20 protein-coding genes are annotated in these 21,621 nt (G+C 62.2%); 10 read left to right on the top strand and 10 right to left on the bottom strand.

Annotated features, from left to right (window positions below; translation table 11 throughout):
* The first annotated feature begins 317 nt into the window (after positions 1 to 317).
* The 5 genes from Q6A48_RS12665 (at position 318) to rlmF (ending at position 7,013) form a co-directional block, all read left to right on the top strand.
* The gene (locus Q6A48_RS12665) at positions 318 to 1,808 is read left to right on the top strand and encodes a leucyl aminopeptidase (protein WP_304554444.1); all 1,491 of its coding nucleotides are present in this window, start codon (positions 318 to 320) and stop codon (positions 1,806 to 1,808) included.
* A gap of 60 nt (positions 1,809 to 1,868) precedes the next feature.
* Positions 1,869 to 2,297 carry a DNA polymerase III subunit chi gene (locus Q6A48_RS12660; protein WP_304554443.1) on the top strand — a complete coding sequence of 143 codons (429 nt, stop codon included), beginning with the start codon at positions 1,869 to 1,871 and terminating at the stop codon, positions 2,295 to 2,297.
* Positions 2,298 to 2,304: 7 nt separating this feature from the next.
* Positions 2,305 to 2,670 carry a DNA polymerase III subunit chi gene (locus Q6A48_RS12655; protein WP_304554442.1) on the top strand — a complete coding sequence of 122 codons (366 nt, stop codon included), beginning with the start codon at positions 2,305 to 2,307 and terminating at the stop codon, positions 2,668 to 2,670.
* Between the two features lie 237 nt (positions 2,671 to 2,907).
* On the top strand, positions 2,908 to 5,760 hold the full coding sequence (locus Q6A48_RS12650) for a valine--tRNA ligase (RefSeq protein ID WP_304554441.1): 2,853 nt from the start codon (positions 2,908 to 2,910) through the stop codon (positions 5,758 to 5,760).
* Between the two features lie 233 nt (positions 5,761 to 5,993).
* A complete protein-coding gene (rlmF, locus tag Q6A48_RS12645) occupies positions 5,994 to 7,013 on the top strand; it encodes a 23S rRNA (adenine(1618)-N(6))-methyltransferase RlmF (protein ID WP_304554440.1) in 1,020 nt (339 codons plus the stop codon).
* 111 nt (positions 7,014 to 7,124) lie between these two features.
* On the opposite strand, the gene Q6A48_RS12640 is transcribed toward rlmF, so the two are convergent.
* Positions 7,125 to 7,406 carry an HU family DNA-binding protein gene (locus Q6A48_RS12640; RefSeq protein WP_053149369.1) on the bottom strand — a complete coding sequence of 94 codons (282 nt, stop codon included), beginning with the start codon at positions 7,404 to 7,406 and terminating at the stop codon, positions 7,125 to 7,127.
* A gap of 396 nt (positions 7,407 to 7,802) precedes the next feature.
* Between Q6A48_RS12640 and yejK the strand changes: the two genes are divergently transcribed.
* Positions 7,803 to 8,807 (top strand): nucleoid-associated protein YejK, encoded by a 1,005-nt coding sequence (gene yejK, locus Q6A48_RS12635; RefSeq protein ID WP_304554439.1) that lies wholly within the window; start codon positions 7,803 to 7,805, stop codon positions 8,805 to 8,807.
* A gap of 918 nt (positions 8,808 to 9,725) precedes the next feature.
* On the opposite strand, the gene Q6A48_RS12630 is transcribed toward yejK, so the two are convergent.
* From Q6A48_RS12630 to Q6A48_RS12610, 5 genes are all read right to left on the bottom strand, one after another.
* The gene (locus Q6A48_RS12630) at positions 9,726 to 10,658 is read right to left on the bottom strand and encodes a glutathione S-transferase family protein (protein ID WP_304554438.1); all 933 of its coding nucleotides are present in this window, start codon (positions 10,656 to 10,658) and stop codon (positions 9,726 to 9,728) included.
* 56 nt (positions 10,659 to 10,714) lie between these two features.
* Entirely contained in the window at positions 10,715 to 11,059 is a 345-nt protein-coding gene (locus Q6A48_RS12625; protein WP_304554437.1) for a GIY-YIG nuclease family protein, read from the bottom strand.
* 40 nt (positions 11,060 to 11,099) lie between these two features.
* Positions 11,100 to 11,570, bottom strand: a complete 471-nt coding sequence (locus tag Q6A48_RS12620; protein WP_304554436.1) for a nuclear transport factor 2 family protein — start codon at positions 11,568 to 11,570, stop codon at positions 11,100 to 11,102.
* An 87-nt stretch (positions 11,571 to 11,657) separates the two neighbouring features.
* Positions 11,658 to 12,986: a CynX/NimT family MFS transporter gene (locus Q6A48_RS12615; protein ID WP_304554435.1), complete on the bottom strand. Its 1,329-nt coding sequence runs from the start codon at positions 12,984 to 12,986 to the stop codon at positions 11,658 to 11,660.
* On the bottom strand, positions 12,976 to 13,635 hold the full coding sequence (locus Q6A48_RS12610) for a FadR/GntR family transcriptional regulator (RefSeq protein WP_304554434.1): 660 nt from the start codon (positions 13,633 to 13,635) through the stop codon (positions 12,976 to 12,978). The genes Q6A48_RS12615 and Q6A48_RS12610 overlap by 11 nt, the downstream gene beginning before the upstream one ends.
* 163 nt (positions 13,636 to 13,798) lie before the next feature.
* Here Q6A48_RS12610 and Q6A48_RS12605 point away from each other — a divergent pair, with 163 nt between their 5' ends.
* Together Q6A48_RS12605 and Q6A48_RS12600 are read left to right on the top strand one after the other, a co-directional pair.
* Entirely contained in the window at positions 13,799 to 14,110 is a 312-nt protein-coding gene (locus Q6A48_RS12605; protein ID WP_304554433.1) for a type II toxin-antitoxin system MqsR family toxin, read from the top strand.
* Positions 14,107 to 14,589, top strand: coding sequence for a type II toxin-antitoxin system MqsA family antitoxin (locus Q6A48_RS12600; protein WP_304554432.1), 483 nt, complete (start codon positions 14,107 to 14,109; stop codon positions 14,587 to 14,589). Before Q6A48_RS12605 ends, Q6A48_RS12600 begins: the two co-directional genes overlap by 4 nt.
* 59 nt (positions 14,590 to 14,648) lie before the next feature.
* Here the strand turns inward: Q6A48_RS12600 and Q6A48_RS12595 are convergent, their stop codons facing one another.
* The 4 genes from Q6A48_RS12595 to Q6A48_RS12580 form a co-directional block, all read right to left on the bottom strand.
* Positions 14,649 to 15,413: an amino acid ABC transporter ATP-binding protein gene (locus Q6A48_RS12595; protein ID WP_003178331.1), complete on the bottom strand. Its 765-nt coding sequence runs from the start codon at positions 15,411 to 15,413 to the stop codon at positions 14,649 to 14,651.
* 10 nt (positions 15,414 to 15,423) lie between these two features.
* Positions 15,424 to 16,521, bottom strand: coding sequence for an amino acid ABC transporter permease (locus Q6A48_RS12590; protein WP_304554427.1), 1,098 nt, complete (start codon positions 16,519 to 16,521; stop codon positions 15,424 to 15,426).
* A 10-nt stretch (positions 16,522 to 16,531) separates the two neighbouring features.
* Complete coding sequence (locus tag Q6A48_RS12585; RefSeq protein ID WP_304554426.1) at positions 16,532 to 17,713, bottom strand: amino acid ABC transporter permease; 1,182 nt, start codon at positions 17,711 to 17,713, stop codon at positions 16,532 to 16,534.
* 65 nt (positions 17,714 to 17,778) lie between these two features.
* The gene (locus Q6A48_RS12580) at positions 17,779 to 18,810 is read right to left on the bottom strand and encodes an amino acid ABC transporter substrate-binding protein (RefSeq protein ID WP_304554425.1); all 1,032 of its coding nucleotides are present in this window, start codon (positions 18,808 to 18,810) and stop codon (positions 17,779 to 17,781) included.
* 474 nt (positions 18,811 to 19,284) lie between these two features.
* On the opposite strand from Q6A48_RS12580, the gene Q6A48_RS12575 reads away from it, so the two are divergent.
* Together Q6A48_RS12575 and rhlB are read left to right on the top strand one after the other, a co-directional pair.
* On the top strand, positions 19,285 to 19,941 hold the full coding sequence (locus tag Q6A48_RS12575; RefSeq protein WP_304554424.1) for an alpha/beta hydrolase: 657 nt from the start codon (positions 19,285 to 19,287) through the stop codon (positions 19,939 to 19,941).
* A 98-nt stretch (positions 19,942 to 20,039) separates the two neighbouring features.
* A complete protein-coding gene (gene rhlB / locus Q6A48_RS12570) occupies positions 20,040 to 21,515 on the top strand; it encodes an ATP-dependent RNA helicase RhlB (protein ID WP_304554423.1) in 1,476 nt (491 codons plus the stop codon).
* Positions 21,516 to 21,621: the final 106 nt, after the last annotated feature.

Here is a 21,621-nt window from a genome sequence, read left to right as displayed (position 1 = left end):
CAGGCTAGGCCCTGCACGAAAGTGCCTGCGCAACGTTCCATGCAGGCCTAAGGCGGCCAAACAAGCAAACAGATCGAGCCGGCCCACCACAGCGCGCCGCCGAAAAAAGAGCCGCATTATCCTGTGATTGGAGGCGCCTGTCACTTCGCACGCTTTAAGCCGCTGCTCAAAGCCACGAAGTTGGCACCGCCGAGGGTTGTCAGGCTCGGGCGCCGGGGTTCAAACTGCGGCCTTTGTCGCCGGCGCGACACCGTGACGTTGCTTCGCTCAAGACGTGTGGCGCCTGGCATCTTGACCAATCACTCAGGGATCCGGACATGGAACTGGTTGTAAAAAGCGTCAGCCCAGAAACGTTGAAAACCGCCACGCTGGTGGTTGCCGTCGGTGAGAACCGCAAGCTCGGCGTCGTCGCCACCCAGCTCGACGCCCTGAGCGGCGGGGCCATCACCGCGGTGCTCAAGCGCGGCGACCTGGCCGGCAAGGTCGGCCAGAGCCTGTTGCTGCACAGCCTGCCCAACCTCAAGGCCGAGCGCGTGCTGCTGGTGGGCGTGGGCAAGGATGCCGAACTGGGCGACCGTCCGTTCCGCAAGATCATCGCCGGCGCGCTGGGCACCCTCAAGGGCCTGGGCGGTGGCGAAGCCACGCTGGCCCTGGATGAACTGGTGGTCAAGGGCCGCGACAGCTATGGCAAGAACCGCCTGCTGGCCGAGACCCTGGTGGACGGCGACTACCAGTTCGACCGTTTCAAGAGCCAGAAGGCCGAACCCCGCGCCCTGAAGAAAATCACCCTGCTGACCATCAAGGCCGCCCAGGCCGAGGTCCAGCGCGCCGTGACCCACGCCACCGCGATCGCCAACGGCATGGCCTTCACCCGCGACCTGGGCAACCTGCCACCGAACATCTGCCACCCGACGTTCATGGGTGAACAGGCCAAGGCCCTCGGCAAGGAATTCAAGGGCCTGAAGGTCGAAGTCTTCGACGAGAAGAAGATCAAGGACCTGGGCATGGGCTCGTTCTACGCCGTCGGCCAGGGCAGCGCCCAGCCGCCGCGCCTGATCGTCATGCAGTACAACGGCGGTAAGAAATCCGAGAAGCCGTACGCGCTGGTCGGCAAGGGCATCACCTTCGACACCGGCGGCATCAGCCTCAAGCCGGGCGCCGGCATGGATGAGATGAAGTACGACATGGGCGGCGCCGCCAGCGTGTTCGGCACCCTGCGCGCCGTGCTCGAACTGCAGTTGCCGATCAACCTGGTGTGCATCCTGGCCTGCGCCGAGAACATGCCGAGCGGCACCGCCTCGCGCCCTGGCGACATCGTCACGACGATGAGCGGCCAGACCGTGGAAATCCTCAACACCGACGCCGAAGGCCGCCTGGTGCTGTGCGACGCCCTCACCTACTCCGAGCGCTTCAAGCCACAGGCCGTGATCGACATCGCGACCCTGACCGGCGCCTGCGTCGTTGCCCTCGGCGCCCACACCTCCGGGCTGCTGGGCAACAACGACGAACTGATCGGCCAGTTGCTCAATGCCGGCCAGCTCGCCGACGACCGCGCCTGGCAACTGCCGTTGTTCGACGAGTACCAGGAACAACTGGACAGCCCGTTCGCCGACATCGCCAACATCGGTGGCCCGAAAGCCGGGACCATCACGGCGGCGTGCTTCCTGTCGCGCTTCACCAAGAACCTGAACTGGGCGCACCTGGACATCGCCGGCACGGCCTGGACCAGCGGTGGCAAGGACAAGGGCGCCACCGGTCGCCCAGTGCCGCTGCTGACCCAATACCTGCTGGACCGCGCCAAGGCCTGACACCAATGACCGCCGTCGGCGTCGCCCGCGGGTGACGCCGACGGCGGCTCAGGAACCGCAATGACCAAAGTCGATTTCTATATCCTGCCCAGCGCCGATCCGTCGGCGCGGCTGGATTTTGCCTGCAAGCTCACGGAAAAGGCCTGGCGCATGGGGCACCGCATCTACCTGCATTGCAGCGATGCCGCCCAGCGCGAGGACCTCGATGCGCGCCTGTGGGCGTTCAAGGGCGAGAGCTTCGTGCCCCACGGCGCGGCCGAGAGCGAACCCGACGGGCTGATCGTCCTGGGGTTGGGGACCGATTGCGGCCAGCACCAGGACCTGCTGGTCAACCTCGACCTGAAGGTCCCGGCCTTCGCCCAGCGCTTCGCCCGGGTGGCGGAAGTGGTGGTGGAAGACCCGGTCATCCGGCAAGCCGCGCGGGAGAGTTTCCGTTTCTACCGCGAACAGGGCTATCCTCTGCAAGACCACCGTTTACAGCGACTCTGAGCCTACGATGGACACTCCAAAACCGCCGCAAAAACCCGCGCACTTGCTGGACGACCTCGAGTCGATCCGCCAACTGCTCGGCGACGACAACCTGCAACCGCCGCTGCTGACCGACACGGTCGTGCATGAACCCGTGCACGAGGAACAGATCCCGCTGCTGTTCGACCCGATCGCCGGCCAGCCCGAGCCCAAGCCCGCCGCCAAGGCCGAGCCCAAGGGCCCCGACGCCCTGCTGCACCTGGACAGCGAACTGCGCGCCGCCGCACAGCTGATCCTGCAAGACGTCATCGACGACTTCGCCCCGCACATCGAGACCGAGATCAAGCGCCGGCTGGATGCACGGATGGAACGGCTGCTGAGCCAGTACGAATAACCCAGTGATCGGCTGATCACCGGCCCCCTGTGGGAGCGAGCTTGCTCGCGATGGGGCCGGCACATCCAGTATCAATGCAGGCTGAACCACCGCTATCGCGAGCAAGCTCGCTCCCACAGGGTTCCCAATACCCACACATAGGCCCGACTTGCTGCTCGCAGCCTGTGGCCTGCACCCGCCCCGCCCGCTATACTTCCCGGCTTTTCCTGAATAAATGCCAATAGGGTCCCGCCGCGCATGGATAAGACCTACCAGCCGCACGCCATTGAAACTTCCTGGTACAACACCTGGGAGTCCGAGAATTATTTCGCTCCGCAAGGCGCGGGCGATTCCTACACCATCATGATCCCGCCGCCGAACGTCACCGGCAGCCTGCACATGGGCCACGGTTTCAACAACGCGATCATGGACGCCCTGATCCGTTTCCGCCGCATGCAAGGCCGCAACACCTTGTGGCAGCCGGGCACCGACCACGCCGGTATCGCCACGCAGATGCTGGTGGAGCGTCGCCTCGAGGCCCAGGGCCAGAACCGCCATGACCTGGGTCGCGAAAAATTCCTCGAGAAGATCTGGGAATGGAAGGCTGAGTCCGGCGGCAACATCAGCCGCCAGATCCGTCGCCTCGGCTCGTCCGTGGACTGGAGCCGCGAGCGCTTCACCATGGACGACGGCCTCTCCGAAGCGGTGAAGGAAGCCTTCGTGCGCCTGCACGAGGACGGGCTGATCTATCGCGGCAAGCGCCTGGTCAACTGGGACACCAAGCTGCACACCGCCATTTCCGACCTCGAAGTGGAAAACCATGACGAGAAAGGTTTCCTCTGGAACCTGAAGTACCCATTGGCCGATGGCGCCAAGACCGCCGAGGGCAAGGACTACCTGATCGTCGCCACCACCCGTCCGGAAACCATGCTCGGCGACTCGGCCGTGGCGGTGAACCCGAACGACGAGCGCTACAAGGCGCTGATCGGCCAGTTCGTGGAGCTGCCGCTGGTGGGCCGGCGCATCCCGATCATCGGCGATGATTACTGCGACCCCGAGTTCGGCACCGGCTGCGTGAAGATCACCCCGGCCCACGACTTCAACGACTACGAAGTCGGCAAGCGTCACAACCTGCCGCTGCTCAATATCTTCGACAAGAACGCCAACGTCCTGCCGGCAGCCCAGGTGTTCAACCTGGACGGTACGCTGAACGAACAGGTCGACGGCCAGATCCCGGCCGAATACGCCGGCCTCGACCGCTTCGAAGCGCGCAAGCAGATCGTCGCCGCGTTCGATGCCGCCGGCCTGCTGGTCAGCGTCGACGACCACGCCCTGAAAGTCCCGAAAGGCGACCGCTCCGGCACCGTCATCGAGCCGTGGCTGACCGACCAGTGGTACGTGTCCACCAAGCCGCTGGCCGAACCGGCGATTGCCGCGGTGGAAGACGGCCGTATCCAGTTCGTGCCCAAGCAGTACGAAAACATGTATTTCTCCTGGATGCGCGACATCCAGGATTGGTGCATCAGCCGCCAACTGTGGTGGGGCCATCGCATCCCGGCCTGGTACGACGAGTCGGGCAAGGTCTATGTCGGCCGCGACGAAGCCGAAGTCCGCGCCAAGCACAACCTCGGTCCGGACGTAGCGCTGCAACAGGATAACGACGTCCTCGATACCTGGTTCAGCTCCGGCCTGTGGACGTTCTCGACCCTGGGCTGGCCGCAGCAGACCGAGTTCCTGAAGAACTTCCACTCCACCGACGTGCTGGTCACCGGTTTCGACATCATTTTCTTCTGGGTCGCCCGGATGATCATGCTGACCATGCACCTGATCAAGAACCCCGACGGCACGCCACAGGTCCCGTTCAAGACGGTCTACGTCCACGGCCTGGTGCGCGACGGCCAGGGCCAGAAGATGTCCAAGTCCAAGGGCAACGTCCTTGACCCGCTGGACATCATCGACGGCATCGATCTGGAAGCGCTGGTGGAGAAACGCACCACCGGCCTGATGCAGCCGACCCCCAAGCTGCTGAAGAAAATCGAGAAGCAGACCCGCGAGGAATTCCCGGACGGCATCGCCAGCTTCGGCACCGACGCGATGCGCTTCACGTTCTGCTCCCTGGCGTCCACCGGACGCGACATCAAGTTCGACATGGGCCGCGTCGAAGGCTATCGCAATTTCTGCAACAAGATCTGGAACGCCGCGCGCTACGTGCTGGACAAAGGCGAAGACTGCGGCCAGAACGGCGAAGCCTACGAGCTGACCCTGGCCGATCGCTGGATCATCTCGCAGTTGCAACGCACCGAAGCCGAAGTGACCCGCCAGTTGGAGCAGTTCCGCTTCGACCTGGCCGCCCAGGCCTTGTACGAGTTCATCTGGAACCAGTATTGCGACTGGTACCTGGAACTGTCCAAGCCGGTGCTGTGGGACGAGAACGCCCCGGCCGAACGCCAGCGCGGCACCCGCCGCACCCTGGTGCGCGTGCTGGAAGTGGCGTTGCGCCTGGCGCATCCGTTCATGCCGTTCATCACCGAGGAAATCTGGCAGCGCATCGCGCCGCTGGCCGGTGCCGAAGGCAAGACGATCATGCTGCAGCCGTGGCCGGTGGCCAATGAAAGCCGCATCGATCCAGCGGCCGAAGATGACATCGAGTGGCTCAAGACCTTCATGCTCGGCCTGCGCAACATCCGCGCCGAAATGAACATCGGCCCGGGCAAGCCGCTGACCCTGTTCCTGAACAACGCCAACGCCGAAGACCTGCGCCGTCTCAACGAGAACGAGGCGCTGCTCAAGAAGCTGGCGAAGCTCGAATCGGTGACGGTCCTGGCAGCCGGTGAAGAAGCGCCTCTTTCGGCCACCGCCCTGGTTGGCGAGATGGAAGTGCTGGTGCCGATGGCCGGCCTGATCGACAAGGCCGCCGAACTGGCGCGCCTGGACAAGGAAATCGCCCGCCTCAAGGGCGAAGTCCAGCGGGTCGGCGGCAAGCTGTCCAACGCCGGCTTCGTCGACAAGGCTCCGGCCGACGTCATCGAGAAGGAACGAGCCAAACTGGCCGAGGCTGAACAGGCCCTGGGCAAGCTGGCCGAGCAGCATGCGCGGATTGCCAGCCTGTAACGGCACGCCGCAATGAAGAAGGAGGCCCCGGTGGCCTCCTTTTTTCTACCTGATACTTTCTTCTGTGGGGGCGAGCCTGCTCGCGAAGGCGGTGGGTCAGCCAATGGCCAGGGGCTGATGCGCGCCCTTCGCGAGCAGGCTCGCTCCCACATTGAACGACGCAGGCCTCAAGGCACAGCCAGATGTGGGACAATGCCCGCCACTTTTTGAACCCTCCCCGAATCGACTCGACCATGACCGCCCCCCGCCCCCCCAAGCCTGCACGCCCGAAGCCCAAGCCCGCTCCCGACCTAAAAGCGCCGCGGGAAAAGGCCAGCCTGCATCCACGCAATCGGCACCAGGGCCGCTATGACTTTCCAGCGCTGATCAAATCCACGCCCGAATTGGCCAGGTTCGTCATCATCAACCCTTACGGCAAGGAGAGCATCGACTTCGCCAGCCCCGAAGCCGTGCGGGTGTTCAACCGCGCGCTGCTCAAGTCGTTCTACGGCATCGCCCATTGGGATATCCCGGCCGACTACCTGTGCCCGCCGGTACCGGGGCGGGCGGACTACGTGCACTTCCTCGCCGACCTGCTGGCCCGCCACAACGACGGCGAAATCCCCCGCGGGGCGGCGGTGAAGGTGCTGGACATCGGCACCGGCGCCAACTGCATCTACCCGCTGGTCGGCTACAGCGACTATCGCTGGCATTTCCTCGGTTCGGAGATCGATCCCACGGCCATCGCCTCGGCCAAGGCCATCGTGCAATCCAATGGACTGAACAAAGTCATCCAGCTGCGCCAGCAAACCAACCGCAAGCAAATTCTGCTCGGCCTGCTGGACGACGCCGAGCGCTTCGACCTGACCCTGTGCAATCCGCCCTTCCACGCCTCCCTGGAGGAAGCCACCAAGGGCAGCCAGCGCAAGTGGCGGGCACTGGGCAAGGCTGACCCGAAACGCAAGTTGCCCGTGCTGAACTTCGGCGGCCAGGCCGCCGAGCTGTGGTGCGAAGGTGGGGAAGCGCGGTTCGTGACGCAACTGATCAGCGAAAGCGCCCAGGTGGCCGGGCAGGTGCTGTGGTTCAGCACGCTGGTGTCGAAGGCGTCGAACCTGCCGGCGATCCAGGCCGCGCTGAAAAAGGCCGGCGCACTGCACAGCGAGGTGGTGGAAATGTCCCAGGGGCAGAAACAGAGCCGCTTCGTGGCCTGGACGTTCCAGGACGAGGCCCGGCAACAGGCCTGGCGCCGGGCTCGCTGGGTACGCAAGGACTGAGTGGGAGCAAGCCTTGCCCCCACAAAATCCCCTCGCCACAGCCCCCTTTTTTCAAGGCAATAAAAAACCGTGCCCGGATCGCTCCGTGGCACGGCTTCACGTGCAGCGGTCTTACTTGTTGACCGCGTCGGTCAGGCCTTTGGCCACAACCAGCTTGATCACTTTCTTGGCAGCGATTTCGATGGCGGCGCCAGTCGAAGGGTTGCGGCCGGTACGGGCAGGACGCTCGGTGACCTTCAGCTTGCCAACGCCCGGCAGAGTGATCTCGCCGCCGTTTTCCAGCTGATCGGCAACGATTTGGCCCAGTTGGTCCAGCAGTGCACGCACGGTGGTTTTCGGCGCGTCTACAGCTTCAGCCAAATCAGCGATCAGTTGGTCTTTAGTAAGAGCCATGTAGTGTTCCTTCCCTATCAAATTCATATGGATTGCAGAGTGCAGTGTCAGCCATCGAGCCCGATCCATCTTGATCAGGCACCCTCGGCAATCACCACGACGGATCGGGGTAATAGATGCCAAAAACCGGGTTTGGTTCGACCTGACAAATGCTGAATGCACGCTTAACGCAGTGACTTCGCGTAAGACCGGGCAAAACTAGCACAACGCCTGTGAAATATCCGCCTCTAGCTACCCATTTGGTCAGCTTTCTTGCGCTAAAACGGTAAAAAAATACATATGGGCTGTCGGACGGCTCTGAAAGAGGCTTTCCGGGGTTTCAAAACCAGTGATTGCGGTACACTGGGCCCTTTTTCGGGGAGCGCGCCCTCCTCTCTTTCACCAGCCGAGATACCCATGCCGATCCGTCACTGCATCGTCCACCTGATCGACAAGAAACCCGACGGCAGCCCCGCCGTGCTCCATGCCCGCGACTCCGAATTGAAAGAGTCCACGGCCATCGAGAACATGCTCGCCGACCTCAACGAGAGCTACAACGCCAAGCAAGGCAAGGCCTGGGGTTTCTTCCATGCCGAGTCCGGGGCGCACCCGTTCAGCGGCTGGCTGAAGGAGTACCTGGAGGGTGGCAAGGATTTCACCGCCTTCAGTCGCGTGGCGGTGGAACACCTGCAAAAGCTGATGGAGGAATCCAACCTGTCGGTGGGCGGCCATGTGTTGTTCGCCCATTACCAACAGGGCATGACCGATTACCTGGCGATCGCCCTGCTGCACCACAGCGAGGGCGTGGCGGTGACCGAGGAACTGGACGTGACGCCGTCGCGCCACCTGGACCTTGGCCAGTTGCACCTGGCGGCCCGGATCAACGTCTCGGAATGGCAGAACAACAAGCAGTCCAAGCAATACATTTCCTTCATCAAGGGCAAGAACGGCAAGAAAGTCTCGGAGTATTTCCGCGATTTCATCGGTTGCCAGGAAGGCGTCGACGGCCCCGGCGAGACCCGCACGCTGCTCAAGGCCTTCAGCGATTTCGTCGAGAGCGAGGACCTGCCCGAAGACGATGCCCGGGAAAAAACCAAGACCCTGGTGGACTATGCCAGCAGCCAGGCCAAGCTCGGCGAGCCCATGGGCCTGGAAGAGCTGTCCGAACTGATCGACGAAGACCGCCCCAAGGCCTTCTACGATCACATCCGCAACAAGGACTACGGTCTGTCGCCGGAGATCCCGGCGGACAAGCGCACCCTCAACCAGTTCCGTCGTTTCACCGGCCGCGCCGAAGGGCTGTCCATCAGTTTCGAAGCGCACCTGCTGGGCTCGAAGATCGAATATGACGAGGAAGCCGGTACGTTGATCATCAAAGGGCTGCCGACTTCGCTGACTGATCAGCTCAAGCGCCGTAACTGATGCTCGGCGGGGGCTGAAGATGTTGATTCGAGGGCCTCATCGCGAGCGAGCTCGCTCCCACACGGATTGTGGCGACTACACATCCGATGTTCGTCGCAGATCCAATGTGGGAGCGAGCTTGCTCGCGATGGCGGTGGTCCAGTCAGAGCACAAGCCCTAGGTAGACGGTAAGCGCCCATTGATCGGGACTAGAAGCCGGTACGTTGGTCATCAAGGGGTTGCCGACTTCGCGGACTGATCAGCTCAAGCCCCCTACTTGAAGCCTTGACCTGTTAAGATGAGCAGACGTTATTTTATCAAAACGCGCAAAAACCCCAAGGTGCGCGCATGATATACGCACACCTTGGAGCACCTCTAAAAGGTTCCAACCTTATTTCATTGCTCCACTTAGCCTAATTAGGCTGCAAAGAAAGCGGCGCGGACCAAGGCGACCACCCGACGCCATCGGTATAAGTTCGAGCGACTATTACCATGAGGCGAGAAAGCGGCACCGTAAGATTCCAAGTTCCACTTCCATCGATCACCCCTCTAGTTAGCTCACCACCGTTGTGCTCATTAATTACAATTGTGGAGCCAGCGGGCGCATCACTCGTACCACTGACCGTAGGGGTCGGACCAAGTCCTGTAGTGTTCTGTTCCGGGCGTGTAAATACTGGTGCGGTAGCCATGTTTTTCTCCTGACCGATTTTTAGGTGAGCGCCAGATACATCCGTAACTACACCTTCAGCTCACAGAAAATATATTTTTGTTTCACACGACTAACCACTGTCACTGTTGACAGTATTTTATATGTTATAGCAATAAGACTTATTCCAAAACATCAACACTGAAAAATTAGATTTACTCGCCGAGCAAATAACAACTTGAAAGTCATTCAAGCCGCCACTTCAATTGCAAAGTCTTCATTCAACTCGAACATCAGTTTGACAACCTAAAACTCAGCCGTGGAAAGTGCACATGCACCACCCCGCCACGCTCGTCTTCGCGACGCAGAATCAATTCTTCGCTGCCGGCAAACAACAACTTCCCGGCCACCGGATCGACGCCATAGTCCGTCGCGGCAATGGTCACCTGCTGCCCTGCCGCGAATCCGTTCGGCTCATCGAATACCTCATCCGGCAGCGCTGCCGGTGTCGCGTTGCGGGCAACGTCCAAGGCTTCTTCGGCACTCATCTGGCTCGACGCGCCATGGCCGAAACCCAGCACCCTTGCCAACCATGCCGAAACAGCCGGATACGCGTCCACCAGCGGCGAGGTCACCGGGGTGCCCTTGAGGAACCACAGCGGATGGGCCATGGCGAAGTCGGCGATCGAGGGCTCGCCCAGCAGGAAGTCCCCTGCCTCGCGCTGCAACTGCTGTTCCAGACGTGCCATGATCGTGGGCCATTGATGCTTGGCCTGCTCGGCCGCCAAACGCGTGGCGCTACCGCCGCTGAAAAGACCGGCACGGTCGGTGATGAACGCCTTGATGGCCTCGGGCGGCAGTTTGGCGAAGCGCACAGCGATGGATTCTGGCTGGAATACCAGGCTCACCGCATGCTGGAACACCACCGAATCGGCCCACGTCGCAAAGGACGCCGCGATCATTTCCCGGCCTTCGGGGAATAACGCCGGCGAGGCCTTTTCCTGCTCCAGGCGGCGGGCGATCAGGGACGTGTCGCAATAGACATCGGCGCCGACCTGCAACACCGGCGTCTTGCGATAACCCCCCGTCAATGCCGTAAGGTCGGGCTTGGGCATCATCGGCGGAATGTGCACCGAGCGCCAGGACAGGCCCTTGAACCCCAGCAGCAGCCGGGCTTTTTCCGCGAAAGGAGACGTCGGGTAATGATGAAGGATCAGCTCTGACATGGAATTGGCCACTGCAGGAATGAGGCTAGCAGCTTAGCGCGCCACGTCGAGGCAGCCTACTGGCCTGATGAAGGTGTATCAGTGCCGTTGATGAGCGGCGCGACACTGGCCACCAGGCACTCCTTGGCGCTTTTCCTGAGCTTCTTGATCAAGCGTTCCTGGCGCAGGGCCTCGCCCTTGTCGCGGCACGCTTCGGTGTACACCAGCGCCACGGCCGGGCTGGACAGGAAGAAACGCGCGCCCTTGCCACTCCGGTGCTTGGCAAAACGCCTTACCGGGTCATCGCTGATGCCACAGTACAGCGAGCCATTGGCGGCGCGCACCAGGTAGACGAACCAGGGCTTGCCCGGTTCGGCGGGGTTCTCGACAGGCAGGTCGGACAGTTCGTTGGCGGTCGTCACGGGATGTTCAACAGGGACGCAGAAACAAGCCGCGATCTTATCAGCGACTGGCCTGGAACGCCCGCAGCCCCTTGAGCGCCTGGGCCCGGACCGCGTTGCGCACCAGTGGCGTCCAGCCCAGCAACAGGCCCTTGGTGCCCAGTGCCTGGCGGGACCAGCGCCACAAATCGAAACTGTCGTGGTGCTCGCAGATCTTGCCATCGCGGAAAACGAAGCGCGCCTGGATGTCGTTGATCACGACGTTACCGGTCTGGCTGAACAGGTAGGTGGCCACCCAATGGGCGCCGCCGGTGCGTTCATCGCTGCGCACGCCGTCGAAGGTCAGGGAAAAGTCCTTGGCCCGGGTGGTGAGCATGCGCCACATGTCGCCCGCGTCACGGCCGCGCAGCACGCCGAACGCCGGGTCGCTGAACACCACGTCGTCGGTGTAGCAGGCGCTCATGGCTTCGGCGTCCAGCCGCTGGAAGGCCTGGTAAAAACGGGTGATCAGGGCGTTGTGGGCATCACTCATGGACAGACTCCGGCATTCGTTTCAGTAGACCTGCACGATAATCTGCCTTGGCGATGAAGACTATCGTCATTCGCCATGAAAATGACATCAACGAAGCCCGGTGACCCGCTCGCTGCTGACGCCGACGTACCGCGCCCTGCCAGCCCCGACGCCGGCGATGATCGCACCCAGGCCGACCAGGCCGAAGATCCAGCCCAGGGCGTCCCAACCGCCGGTCAAGTCATGGACCACACCCACCGCGAACGGCCCCAGCGATGCCAGGGTGTAGCCAAAGCCCTGGGCCATGCTGGACAGGTTCGCCGCCACGTGGGCATCCCGCGAGCGCAGGACGATCAGCGTCAGCGCCAGGCTGAACGTGGCGCCCTGGCCCAGGCCCAGCAGGATCGCCCAGCCCCACAGGCCGTCGATCGGCGCATAAAGGCAACCGAACAGCCCGCCGAGGGTCATGAGCATGACGAGCACGATGGCCAGCCGTTGGTCCTTGCCGCGCGTCGCCAACCAGGGCGCGGCCAGGGAGCTGACCAGCTGGACGATGACCGAGCCGGACAGCACCAGCCCGGCCTGGGTCGGGCTCAGGCCGCGCCCGATGAGGATCGATGGCAGCCAGCCGAACACGATGTAGGCCAGGGACGACTGCAGCCCCATGTACAGCGTGACTTGCCAGGCCAGCGGATCGCGCAGCAAGCCGCGGACCCGATACGCCACCTGGTGGGCCCCGTGCTTCTGCCCCACTTGCGGCAGCCAGCACAGCGCAGCCAGCAACGCCGGCACCGCCCAGAAGCCCAGGCCGAGGGTCCAGCGATGGTCCAGGTGTTCGCTCAAGGGCACGGTGGCCCCGGCGGCCATCGCCGCTCCCAGGCACAGGGCCATGGTGTAGACGCCGGTCATGGTGCCGGCCTGCCTGGCGAAGTCGCGCTTGACGATGCCCGGCAGCAGCACGCCGATCACCCCGATGCTGGCGCCCGCCAGGAGACTGCCGACGAACAATCCGACCTGGCCGAACGAACTGCGCAGGATGATCCCCCCGGCCAGTGTCAGCAGGATGCCCAGCACCACACGCTCGGCGCCGAACCGTCGCGCCAGTACCGGCGCCAACGGCGCGAACAGGCCCAGGCACAACACCGGCAGCGTCGTCAGCAAACCGGCCTGGGCCGCCGAAAGCCCGAGGCTCCTGGACACTTCACTGAGCAGCGGCGCCATGCTCGACAATGCCGGGCGCAAGTTCAGCGCTACCAGAATCAGGCCAACCAGCAGCAACCAGGGCCGGCGCACGAGCGGAGGGCTCGCCTGCGCCTGCTCGTCGTCAGCTTCGGCGTCGATCAACAATTCTTCGAGTTCGGCGGCGCGCCGGGGCGTTGTCGAGGGGCTGCGGTGTAGCGGGTCACGGGACATGGAAAACTCGGTTTCAGGGTTCATTGATCAACTGCCGGCACAGGGACTTGGCCCGTTGCGGATCCTGTTGCTCGACGGCATCGAGGATGTCGACGTGCAGGTCGAACACGTGTTGATGACGGGGGGCGATGTTGAGGGTCTGGCGCAACTGTGCGCCGATCACGCTGGAAAAATAGCCATACAGCTCGCTGAGCGCCGGGTTGTGCGCGGCATCCACCAAGCGCCGGTGGAACACCAGGTCGCAGGCGATGTAGTGCTCCAGGTCGCCATGGTAGTGCTCACCGCTGGCAGCCAGGGCCTGGCGCAACCCAAGCAGGTCGTCGTCGGTGCGGCGCAATGCGGCCAGGCCGATGGCTTCGACTTCAAGGATATGGCGGGTCTCGCGGGCCTGATCCAGTGAGCAGCGCGACAACACCTTGACGGTGTCCAGCGGATCGACCGTCGCCCGGACATAACTCCCGTCCCCCTGGCGGATCTCGATCAACCCGGAAAACGCCAGCACCCGCATGGCCTCGCGCACGGTATTGCGACTGATCCCCAGCTCGGCCACCAACTCCGGCTCGGTAGGCAAGCGCTGGCCGACGGCCCAGACACCCTCACGGATGCGCTGGCGTAACTGTTCCAGGGCTTGGTCGACCAGGGAGCGCTTTATGAGTGGAGAAATATCTGACATTGGACTCGCCTTTTCATCCAATCATAGGATGAATTTCCTGACATGTTAGTCAGCTTCGCGTAGGACGGCAACCGCCTAGGGTCATGGAACGGCAAACGAGCGAAATTTTCGATTAGTCAGCATTACCCTTTAAGGGTAATTTAAGGACAAGGCATACCGTTCCATGGAAAAGAACACACCCCATTACGCCTTGGTGGCGATACAGGCGGATGTCAGGCGGCTTAAAGGGAAAGCTTTCACCAGCACTGCGAAGAACACTGCTCGGACGCTCGGTTTGAACGTCTCGGACATGCAGCAGGTCATCCATGGGCTTGGGCGAAAACAGTTCTATAAATCGATGACCACCTATGACGACCATCGAGTCTGGCATGACGTCTACCACGCCAATTCACACGGCCTGCAGATTTACCTGAAGGTGACGTACCGTCCCAGCGGAGGCCCACCGGTAATTTCCTTCAAGGAGAAAAACTCATGAAACACCAGCAATGCTTCAGCTGTGGTGCCCCGGAGGGCATGTTGCATTTCGAAGGTCGCGGCGAAACCATGAGCGTCAAGGGACTGGAACGCCGGGTCGATGACTTGTCTGGCTGGGAATGTCAGATGTGCGGCGAAGTCGAGCTCGATTCAAGCTGCTCGGATCGCTACGACCACGCAGGTGATGAGCTGGTCAACGCGGCCAGGCGAATGATCGGCGAAGAGATCAAACGTGTCCGGCGCAAACTGCATCTATCGCAAAAGGAAGCGGTACTGCTGCTATCGGGCGGAGGACACAATGCGTTTTCCCGCTACGAGCGCGGCGAGGTAGTGCCACCCAAGGCGTTGATCTTGCTGATGCGCCTGCTTGATCGCTATCCGCATTTGCTTGCCGATGCCCATGCCTTCGCTGAAGACGCAGACTTGCGGCAATTCAAAACGACGGTGCACAAGGAACACGAGACCCTCACGGCTTGCTGAGCGGTCCATTAAAAATAAACCCGGACAAGTCCGGGTTCATTTCACTGCCTAAGGTCGGATCAATGCAGGATCTGGCTCAGGAACAGCTTGGTGCGGTCGTTCTGCGGGTTGTCGAAGAAGTCGTTCGGCGCGGCCTGCTCGACGATTTCACCCTTGTCCATGAAGATCACGCGGTTGGCCACGGTGCGGGCGAAGCCCATTTCGTGGGTCACGCATAGCATGGTCATGCCGTCCTCGGCCAGGCCGATCATGGTGTCGAGTACTTCCTTGACCATTTCCGGGTCGAGGGCCGAGGTCGGTTCGTCGAACAGCATGATCTTCGGCTTCATGCACAGGGCACGGGCGATGGCCACACGCTGCTGCTGGCCGCCGGAGAGCTGGCCCGGGTATTTGTGCGCCTGCTCTGGAATGCGCACGCGCTCCAGGTAATGCATGGCGATTTCCTCGGCCTTGCGCTTGGGCATCTTGCGTACCCACATCGGCGCCAGGGTGCAGTTCTGCAGGATGGTCAGGTGCGGGAACAGGTTGAAGTGCTGGAACACCATGCCGACTTCACGGCGGATCGCTTCGATCTGCTTGAGGTCGTTGGTCAATTCAACGCCGTCCACCACGATGCGGCCCTGCTGGTGTTCTTCCAGGCGATTGAGGCAGCGGATGGTGGTGGATTTGCCGGAGCCCGACGGACCGCACAGCACGATACGCTCGCCCTGCTTGACGTTCAGGTTGATGTCCTTCAACACGTGGAACTGGCCGTACCATTTGTTGACGCCCTGCATCTGAATAATGCCTTCAGGGCTCACAGGCTGTTTGATCGCTTCACTCATGAGTCAACTCCTAACGCTTGTGGCCAGTGTCCAGCTTGCGTTCCAAATGCATGGAATAGCGGGACATACCAAAACAGAAAATCCAGAACACCAGGGCGGCGAACACGTAGCCTTCAGTCGCCATGCCCAGCCATTTCGGGTCGGCGGCGGCTTGTTTCACGCTGTTGAGCAGGTCGAACAGGCCGATGATGATCACCAGGCTCGTGTCCTTGAACAGGGCGATGAAGGTGTTGACGATACCCGGGATCACCAGCTTCAGGGCTTGCGGCAGGATCACCAGGCCCATGCTGCGCCAGTAACCGAGGCCCATCGCCGCGGCCGCTTCGTACTGCCCCTTGGGAATGGCTTGCAGGCCGCCCCGCACCACTTCGGCCACGTAGGCCGACTGGAACAGGATCACCCCGATCAGTGCCCGCAGCAGCTTGTCGAAGTTCATGCCCTCGGGCAGGAACAGCGGCAGCATCACCGACGACATGAACAGCACCGTGATCAATGGCACGCCGCGCCAGAACTCGATGAAGGTAACGCAGACCACCCGGATCGCCGGCAGGTTCGAACGCCGGCCCAGGGCCAGGACGATGCCCAGCGGCAGGGCGCCGGCGATGCCGACGGTGGCGATCACCAGGGTCAGCATCAGGCCGCCCCATTGGCTGGTCGCCACGGTATCGAGGCCGAACACGCCACCGTGCAGCAGGCACCAGGCGACAATCGGGTACACCACCAGGAAGCTCAGGCCGTAGATCGCCTTGCGCGGGAAGCGCGAGATGAACAACGGCGCCGCGCCGATCACGGCCAGCCACACCGTGAGGTCCACGCGCCAGCGCAGCTCCGTCGGGTAATAGCCATACATGAATTGGCCGAAACGCTGCTGGATGAACACCCAGCAGGCGCCTTCCTTGGTGCAGTCGGCGCGCGTGGTGCCGACCCAGTTGGCATCCAGGATCGCCCAGTGCAGCAGCGGCGGGATGATCAGGTAGATCAGGTAGAACGCGAACAGGGTCAGCAGCGTGTTGATCCAGCTGGAGAACATGTTGGCGCGCACCCACGCCACCACACCGATGCTGTTGCTCGGTGGCGGCATGTCAGGCTTGAAAGTATGGGATGTCATGCGCGTTTCCTCACCGCTCGATCAGCGCAATGCGCTTGTTGTACCAGTTCATCAGCAAGGAAATGCTGATACTGATCGCCAGGTACACACTCATGGTGATCGCGATCACCTCGATGGCCTGGCCGGTCTGGTTCAACACCGTGCCGGCGAACAGCGAGACCATTTCCGGGTAGCCGATGCCGGCGGCCAGGGAGGAGTTCTTCGCCAGGTTCAGGTATTGGCTGGTCAGCGGCGGAATGATCACGCGCAGGGCTTGCGGGATGATCACCTTGCGCAGGGTCGGACCGTTGCGCAGGCCCAGGGAGCGAGCCGCCTCGGTCTGGCCATGGCTGACCGACTTGATGCCCGAACGCACGATCTCGGCGATGAACGCCGCGGTGTACACCGTCAAGGCCAGGGTCAAGGCCAGCAGTTCCGGGATCAACACCCAGCCGCCGACGAAGTTGAAGCCCTTGAGCTGCGGCATCTCCCAATGCACCGGCGCACCGAACAGCAGCGCGCTCAAGGCCGGGATCACCAGGAACAGCGCCAGGCCGGCCCAGAACTTGTGGAACGGCTCGCCGGTCGCTTCGAAACGCTTGTTGGCCCAGCGGGTCATCAGCACGATGGCGACGATCGCCAGCACCACGCTGACAACGAACGGCCAGAACCCGTCCGCCACCAGGGCGGCCGGCATGTTCAAGCCACGGCTGCTGACGAAGAAAGTGTCGCCGAAGTTGTGGGCGGCCCGCGGCCCCGGCATGCTCAGGAATACCGCGAAGTACCAGAACAGGATTTGCAGCAGCGGCGGGATGTTGCGGAAAACCTCCACGTAGACCGTCGCCAGCTTGGAGATGATCCAGTTCTGCGACAAGCGTGCGACACCGATGATGAAGCCGAGGATGGTTGCCAGGATCACGCCGATGAAGGTCACCAGCAGCGTGTTGAGCAAACCGATCACGAAGACGCGGGCATAGCTGTCCGCTTCGGTGTAGTCGATCAGGTGTTGGGCAATGCCGAACCCGGCACTGCGTTCCAGGAAGCCGAAACCGGAGGTGATGCCCCGGTGCTGAAGGTTGGTCTGCGTATTGTCGAACAGGTACCAGCCCAACGCGATGACCGCCACGACCGTGACGATCTGAAATACCCACGCACGCACTTTTGGATCGCTGAGGCTGAGCCTCTGCTTTGGTGCGCCGATTGAATTTTGCATGAAGTGCCCCGCAAAGAATGGAACAGAACATCACCCGGTGGTTGGCCCACCGGGTGATAGAACCATCAGCGCACTGGTGGTGCGTATTGGATGCCGCCAGCGTTCCACAGCGCGTTCAGGCCGCGGTCGATTTCAAGCGGAGTGCTCTTGCCCAGGTTGCGCTCGAACATTTCACCGTAGTTGCCGACTTGCTTGACGATCTGGACGACCCAGTCCTTCGGCAGTTTCAGGTCCTTGCCGTACTCACCGTCGGCGCCCAGCATACGAGCGACGTCAGGGTTCTTGGTGGACTTGGCTTCGGCCTCGACGTTCTTCGAGGTCACGCCCGCTTCTTCGGCGTTGAGCAGCGCGTAGCCGGTCCAACGCACGATCGCCAGCCACTCGTCGTCGCCGTTACGCACGACCGGGCCCAGTGGCTCCTTGGAAATGGTTTCCGGCAGGACGACGTAGTCCTTCGGCGAAGCCAGCTTGCTGCGCTGGGCGAACAGCTGGGACTTGTCGGAGGTCAGCACGTCGCAACGACCGGATTCCAGCGACTTGGCGCTTTCATCGGAGGTGTCGAAGGTGATCGGGGTGTACTTCAGGCCGTTGGCGCGGAAGTAGTCGGACACGTTCAGCTCGGTGGTGGTACCGGCCTGGATGCAGATGGTCGCGCCGTCCAGTTCCTTGGCGCTCTTCACACCCAGCTTGTTGTTCGCCAGGAAGCCGATGCCGTCGTAGTAGGTGATGAAGCCTGGAAACTTCAGGCCCATGCCCGCGTCACGGGAGCTGGTCATGGTGGAGTTGCGCGAAAGTACGTCGATTTCGCCCGATTGCAGCGCGGTGAAGCGCTCCTTGGCGTTCAACTGGCTGAACTTGACCTTGGTCGCGTCGCCGAACACGGCAGCGGCCACGGCGCGGCAGAAGTCAGCGTCGATGCCGACGATCTTGCCGGACGAGTCAGGCACCGAGAAACCCGGCAGGCCGTCACTCACGCCGCATTGCACGAAACCCTTCTTCTGTACCGCGTCCAGGGTTGCACCCGCCTGCGCGAAACCGCTGACACCGAGCACAGCTGCTGCAGTCACGACAGCCAGGGTGGATTTCAGTAACTTCATTCAAACCTCCAGTTTTGCTCTTGTTGTGTCGGAGCTTGAGTCCTGTCGCACCCTTTTGAGGCATTGCCGACCCTTGTTGGCTTTTTTTAGGGTCAACCGACGTCTGGACCTTCGCTATGAGTCTATTAATGAGAACGTCCACGCATCGGTGGTCGCGCCCACTTCTCACCAATCGGCCGAACGGGCTGTAGCCCTTCACGTTCGCGAAGCCCGTAGCGGCTGTTGGCGAACATCCATCACCGGATTTCCGATATCCCATGCGTCGCGGCAAGCTGATAGTGTTACCGCGCAGCGTAAGAATCATCACTCAGGCATCCTCATAGCAAAGCCCGTACCACACCGCTGCGCTTGGGCCTTGCGAAACACGTCAAGACAAAAAGTTGCAAGTTTGCGACATCTAATTAACTGAGACACCGGCCGCGCACCGTAACAATGCACTGATAGGGCGCAGCCGCACAGATTTGGAGCAACGCCATGACCGACCCCTTGATTCTCGAGCCCAGCGGCACCGCCGATGCCTGCGTTATCTGGCTCCACGGCCTGGGCGCCGATCGCTTTGATTTCCTGCCAGTGGCCGAGATGCTGCAGCAAAGCCTGCTCACCACGCGTTTCGTTCTGCCCCAGGCACCGACCCAGCCCGTAACGATCAATGGCGGCTATGCCATGCCCAGCTGGTACGACATCCGCGCCCTGAGCCCGGCGCGGGCCATCGACGAACAGCAACTGGAAGCCTCGGCACAACGGGTCATCGACCTCGTCGAAACCCAGCGAGCCGGCGGAATAGACGCCTCGCGGATTTTCCTGGCGGGGTTCTCCCAAGGCGGCGCGGTGGTCTATCACACGGCGTTCGTGAAATGGCAGGGCCCGCTGGGCGGTGTGGTCGCCCTGTCCACCTATGCCCCGACGTTTGGCGAAGAGCTGCAATTATCGGCCAGCCAGCAACGCATCCCGGTGCTGGCACTGCACGGGCAGTACGACGAAGTCGTGCTCAACCCGATGGGTCGCACCGCCAAGGAGTACCTGAAGCAGCATGGTGTCACCGTGACATGGCAGGAATACCCAATGGGCCACGAAGTGTTACCCGAGGAGATTCGCGACATTGGCCAGTGGCTGGCCGAACGCTTGCGCTGAGAGGCCCCTGGTCACCCCGGGCCTTTGACGAACCCACTACGCCGCGCCCGTTTCTTGCATTACACTGGCCGGCGTACATTCCTTAACCAATCGATGAGATGACCGTGCTCAAAGCACTCAAGAAGATGTTCGGTAAAAGCGAGGCCGAACAGCTCGCGCCCGCCGCCAGCGCGCCAGTCCCCAGCCCGAGCCGTCCCGATGCGCAGCAACCGCGCCGGACCGCCCCTGGGGTGCAGGAGAAAAAACAGCCGGCAGCCCCACCCGCGGCCAAGCCCGCCGCAGCGCCGGCACCGGAGAAACCACGCAACGAATCCCCCCGGCCACGCCGCGAACGGGCGCCGAAATCGCCGGTCGTCGCCTGGAAGCTGGAAGATTTCGTCGTGCCTCCCCAGGAAGGCAAGACCCGCTTCCACGACTTCAAACTGGCCCCGGAACTGATGCACGCCATCCAGGACCTGGGCTTCCCGTACTGCACGCCCATCCAGGCGCAGGTGCTGGGCTATACCCTCGCCGGCAAGGACGCCATCGGTCGCGCCCAGACCGGCACCGGCAAGACCGCCGCGTTCCTGATCTCCATCATTACCCAGTTGCTCCAGACCCCGCCGCCCAAGGAACGCTACATGGGTGAGCCGCGGGCGCTGATCATCGCCCCGACCCGCGAACTGGTGGTGCAGATCGCCAAGGACGCCGCCGACCTGACCAAGTACACCGGCCTGAACGTCATGACGTTCGTCGGCGGCATGGACTTCGACAAGCAACTCAAGCACCTCGAGGCCCGCCATTGCGACATCCTGGTGGCAACCCCGGGCCGCCTGCTGGACTTCAACCAGCGCGGCGACGTGCACCTGGACATGGTCGAAGTGATGGTCCTGGACGAAGCCGACCGCATGCTCGACATGGGCTTCATCCCCCAGGTCCGCCAGATCATTCGCCAGACCCCGCCGAAGAGCGAACGCCAGACCCTGCTGTTCTCCGCCACCTTCACCGACGACGTGATGAACCTGGCCAAGCAGTGGACCACCGACCCGGCCATCGTCGAGATCGAAGCCGAGAACGTCGCCAGCGAAAACGTCGAGCAGCACATCTATGCAGTGGCCGGTGCCGACAAGTACAAGCTGCTCTACAACCTGGTCAACGACAACGGCTGGGAACGGGTGATGGTGTTCGCCAACCGCAAGGACGAAGTGCGACGCATCGAGGAACGCCTGGTGCGCGATGGCGTCAACGCGGCGCAACTGTCGGGCGATGTGCCGCAGCACAAGCGCATCAAGACCCTCGAAGGCTTTCGCGAGGGCAAGGTTCGTGTGCTGGTGGCCACCGACGTGGCCGGTCGTGGGATCCACATCGACGGCATCAGCCACGTGATCAACTTCACCCTGCCGGAAGTCCCGGACGACTACGTGCACCGGATTGGCCGTACCGGTCGTGCCGGGGCCGCCGGGGTTTCGATCAGCTTCGCCGGTGAGGATGACTCCTACCAGTTGCCGTCGATCGAAGCGTTGCTGGGGCGCAAGATCAGTTGTGAAATGCCACCGACTCACCTGTTGCGGCCGGTTGAGCGTAAGCGCACTTAACCGCAGACTCTATAAAGGCGTCCCACGCCGCTTGAGGTTAGAACGACGCAGTCGTAAGAGGCTGCGTTTTCTCACATGGGTATCGACCACATCGAACATGATATCT

It is taken from the genome of Pseudomonas citrullilanati (assembly GCF_030580855.1).
Lineage (GTDB): Bacteria > Pseudomonadota > Gammaproteobacteria > Pseudomonadales > Pseudomonadaceae > Aquipseudomonas > Aquipseudomonas citrulli.
Note: the sequence above shows the minus strand (reverse complement) of the source record. Positions and strands in the feature narration are given on the sequence as shown.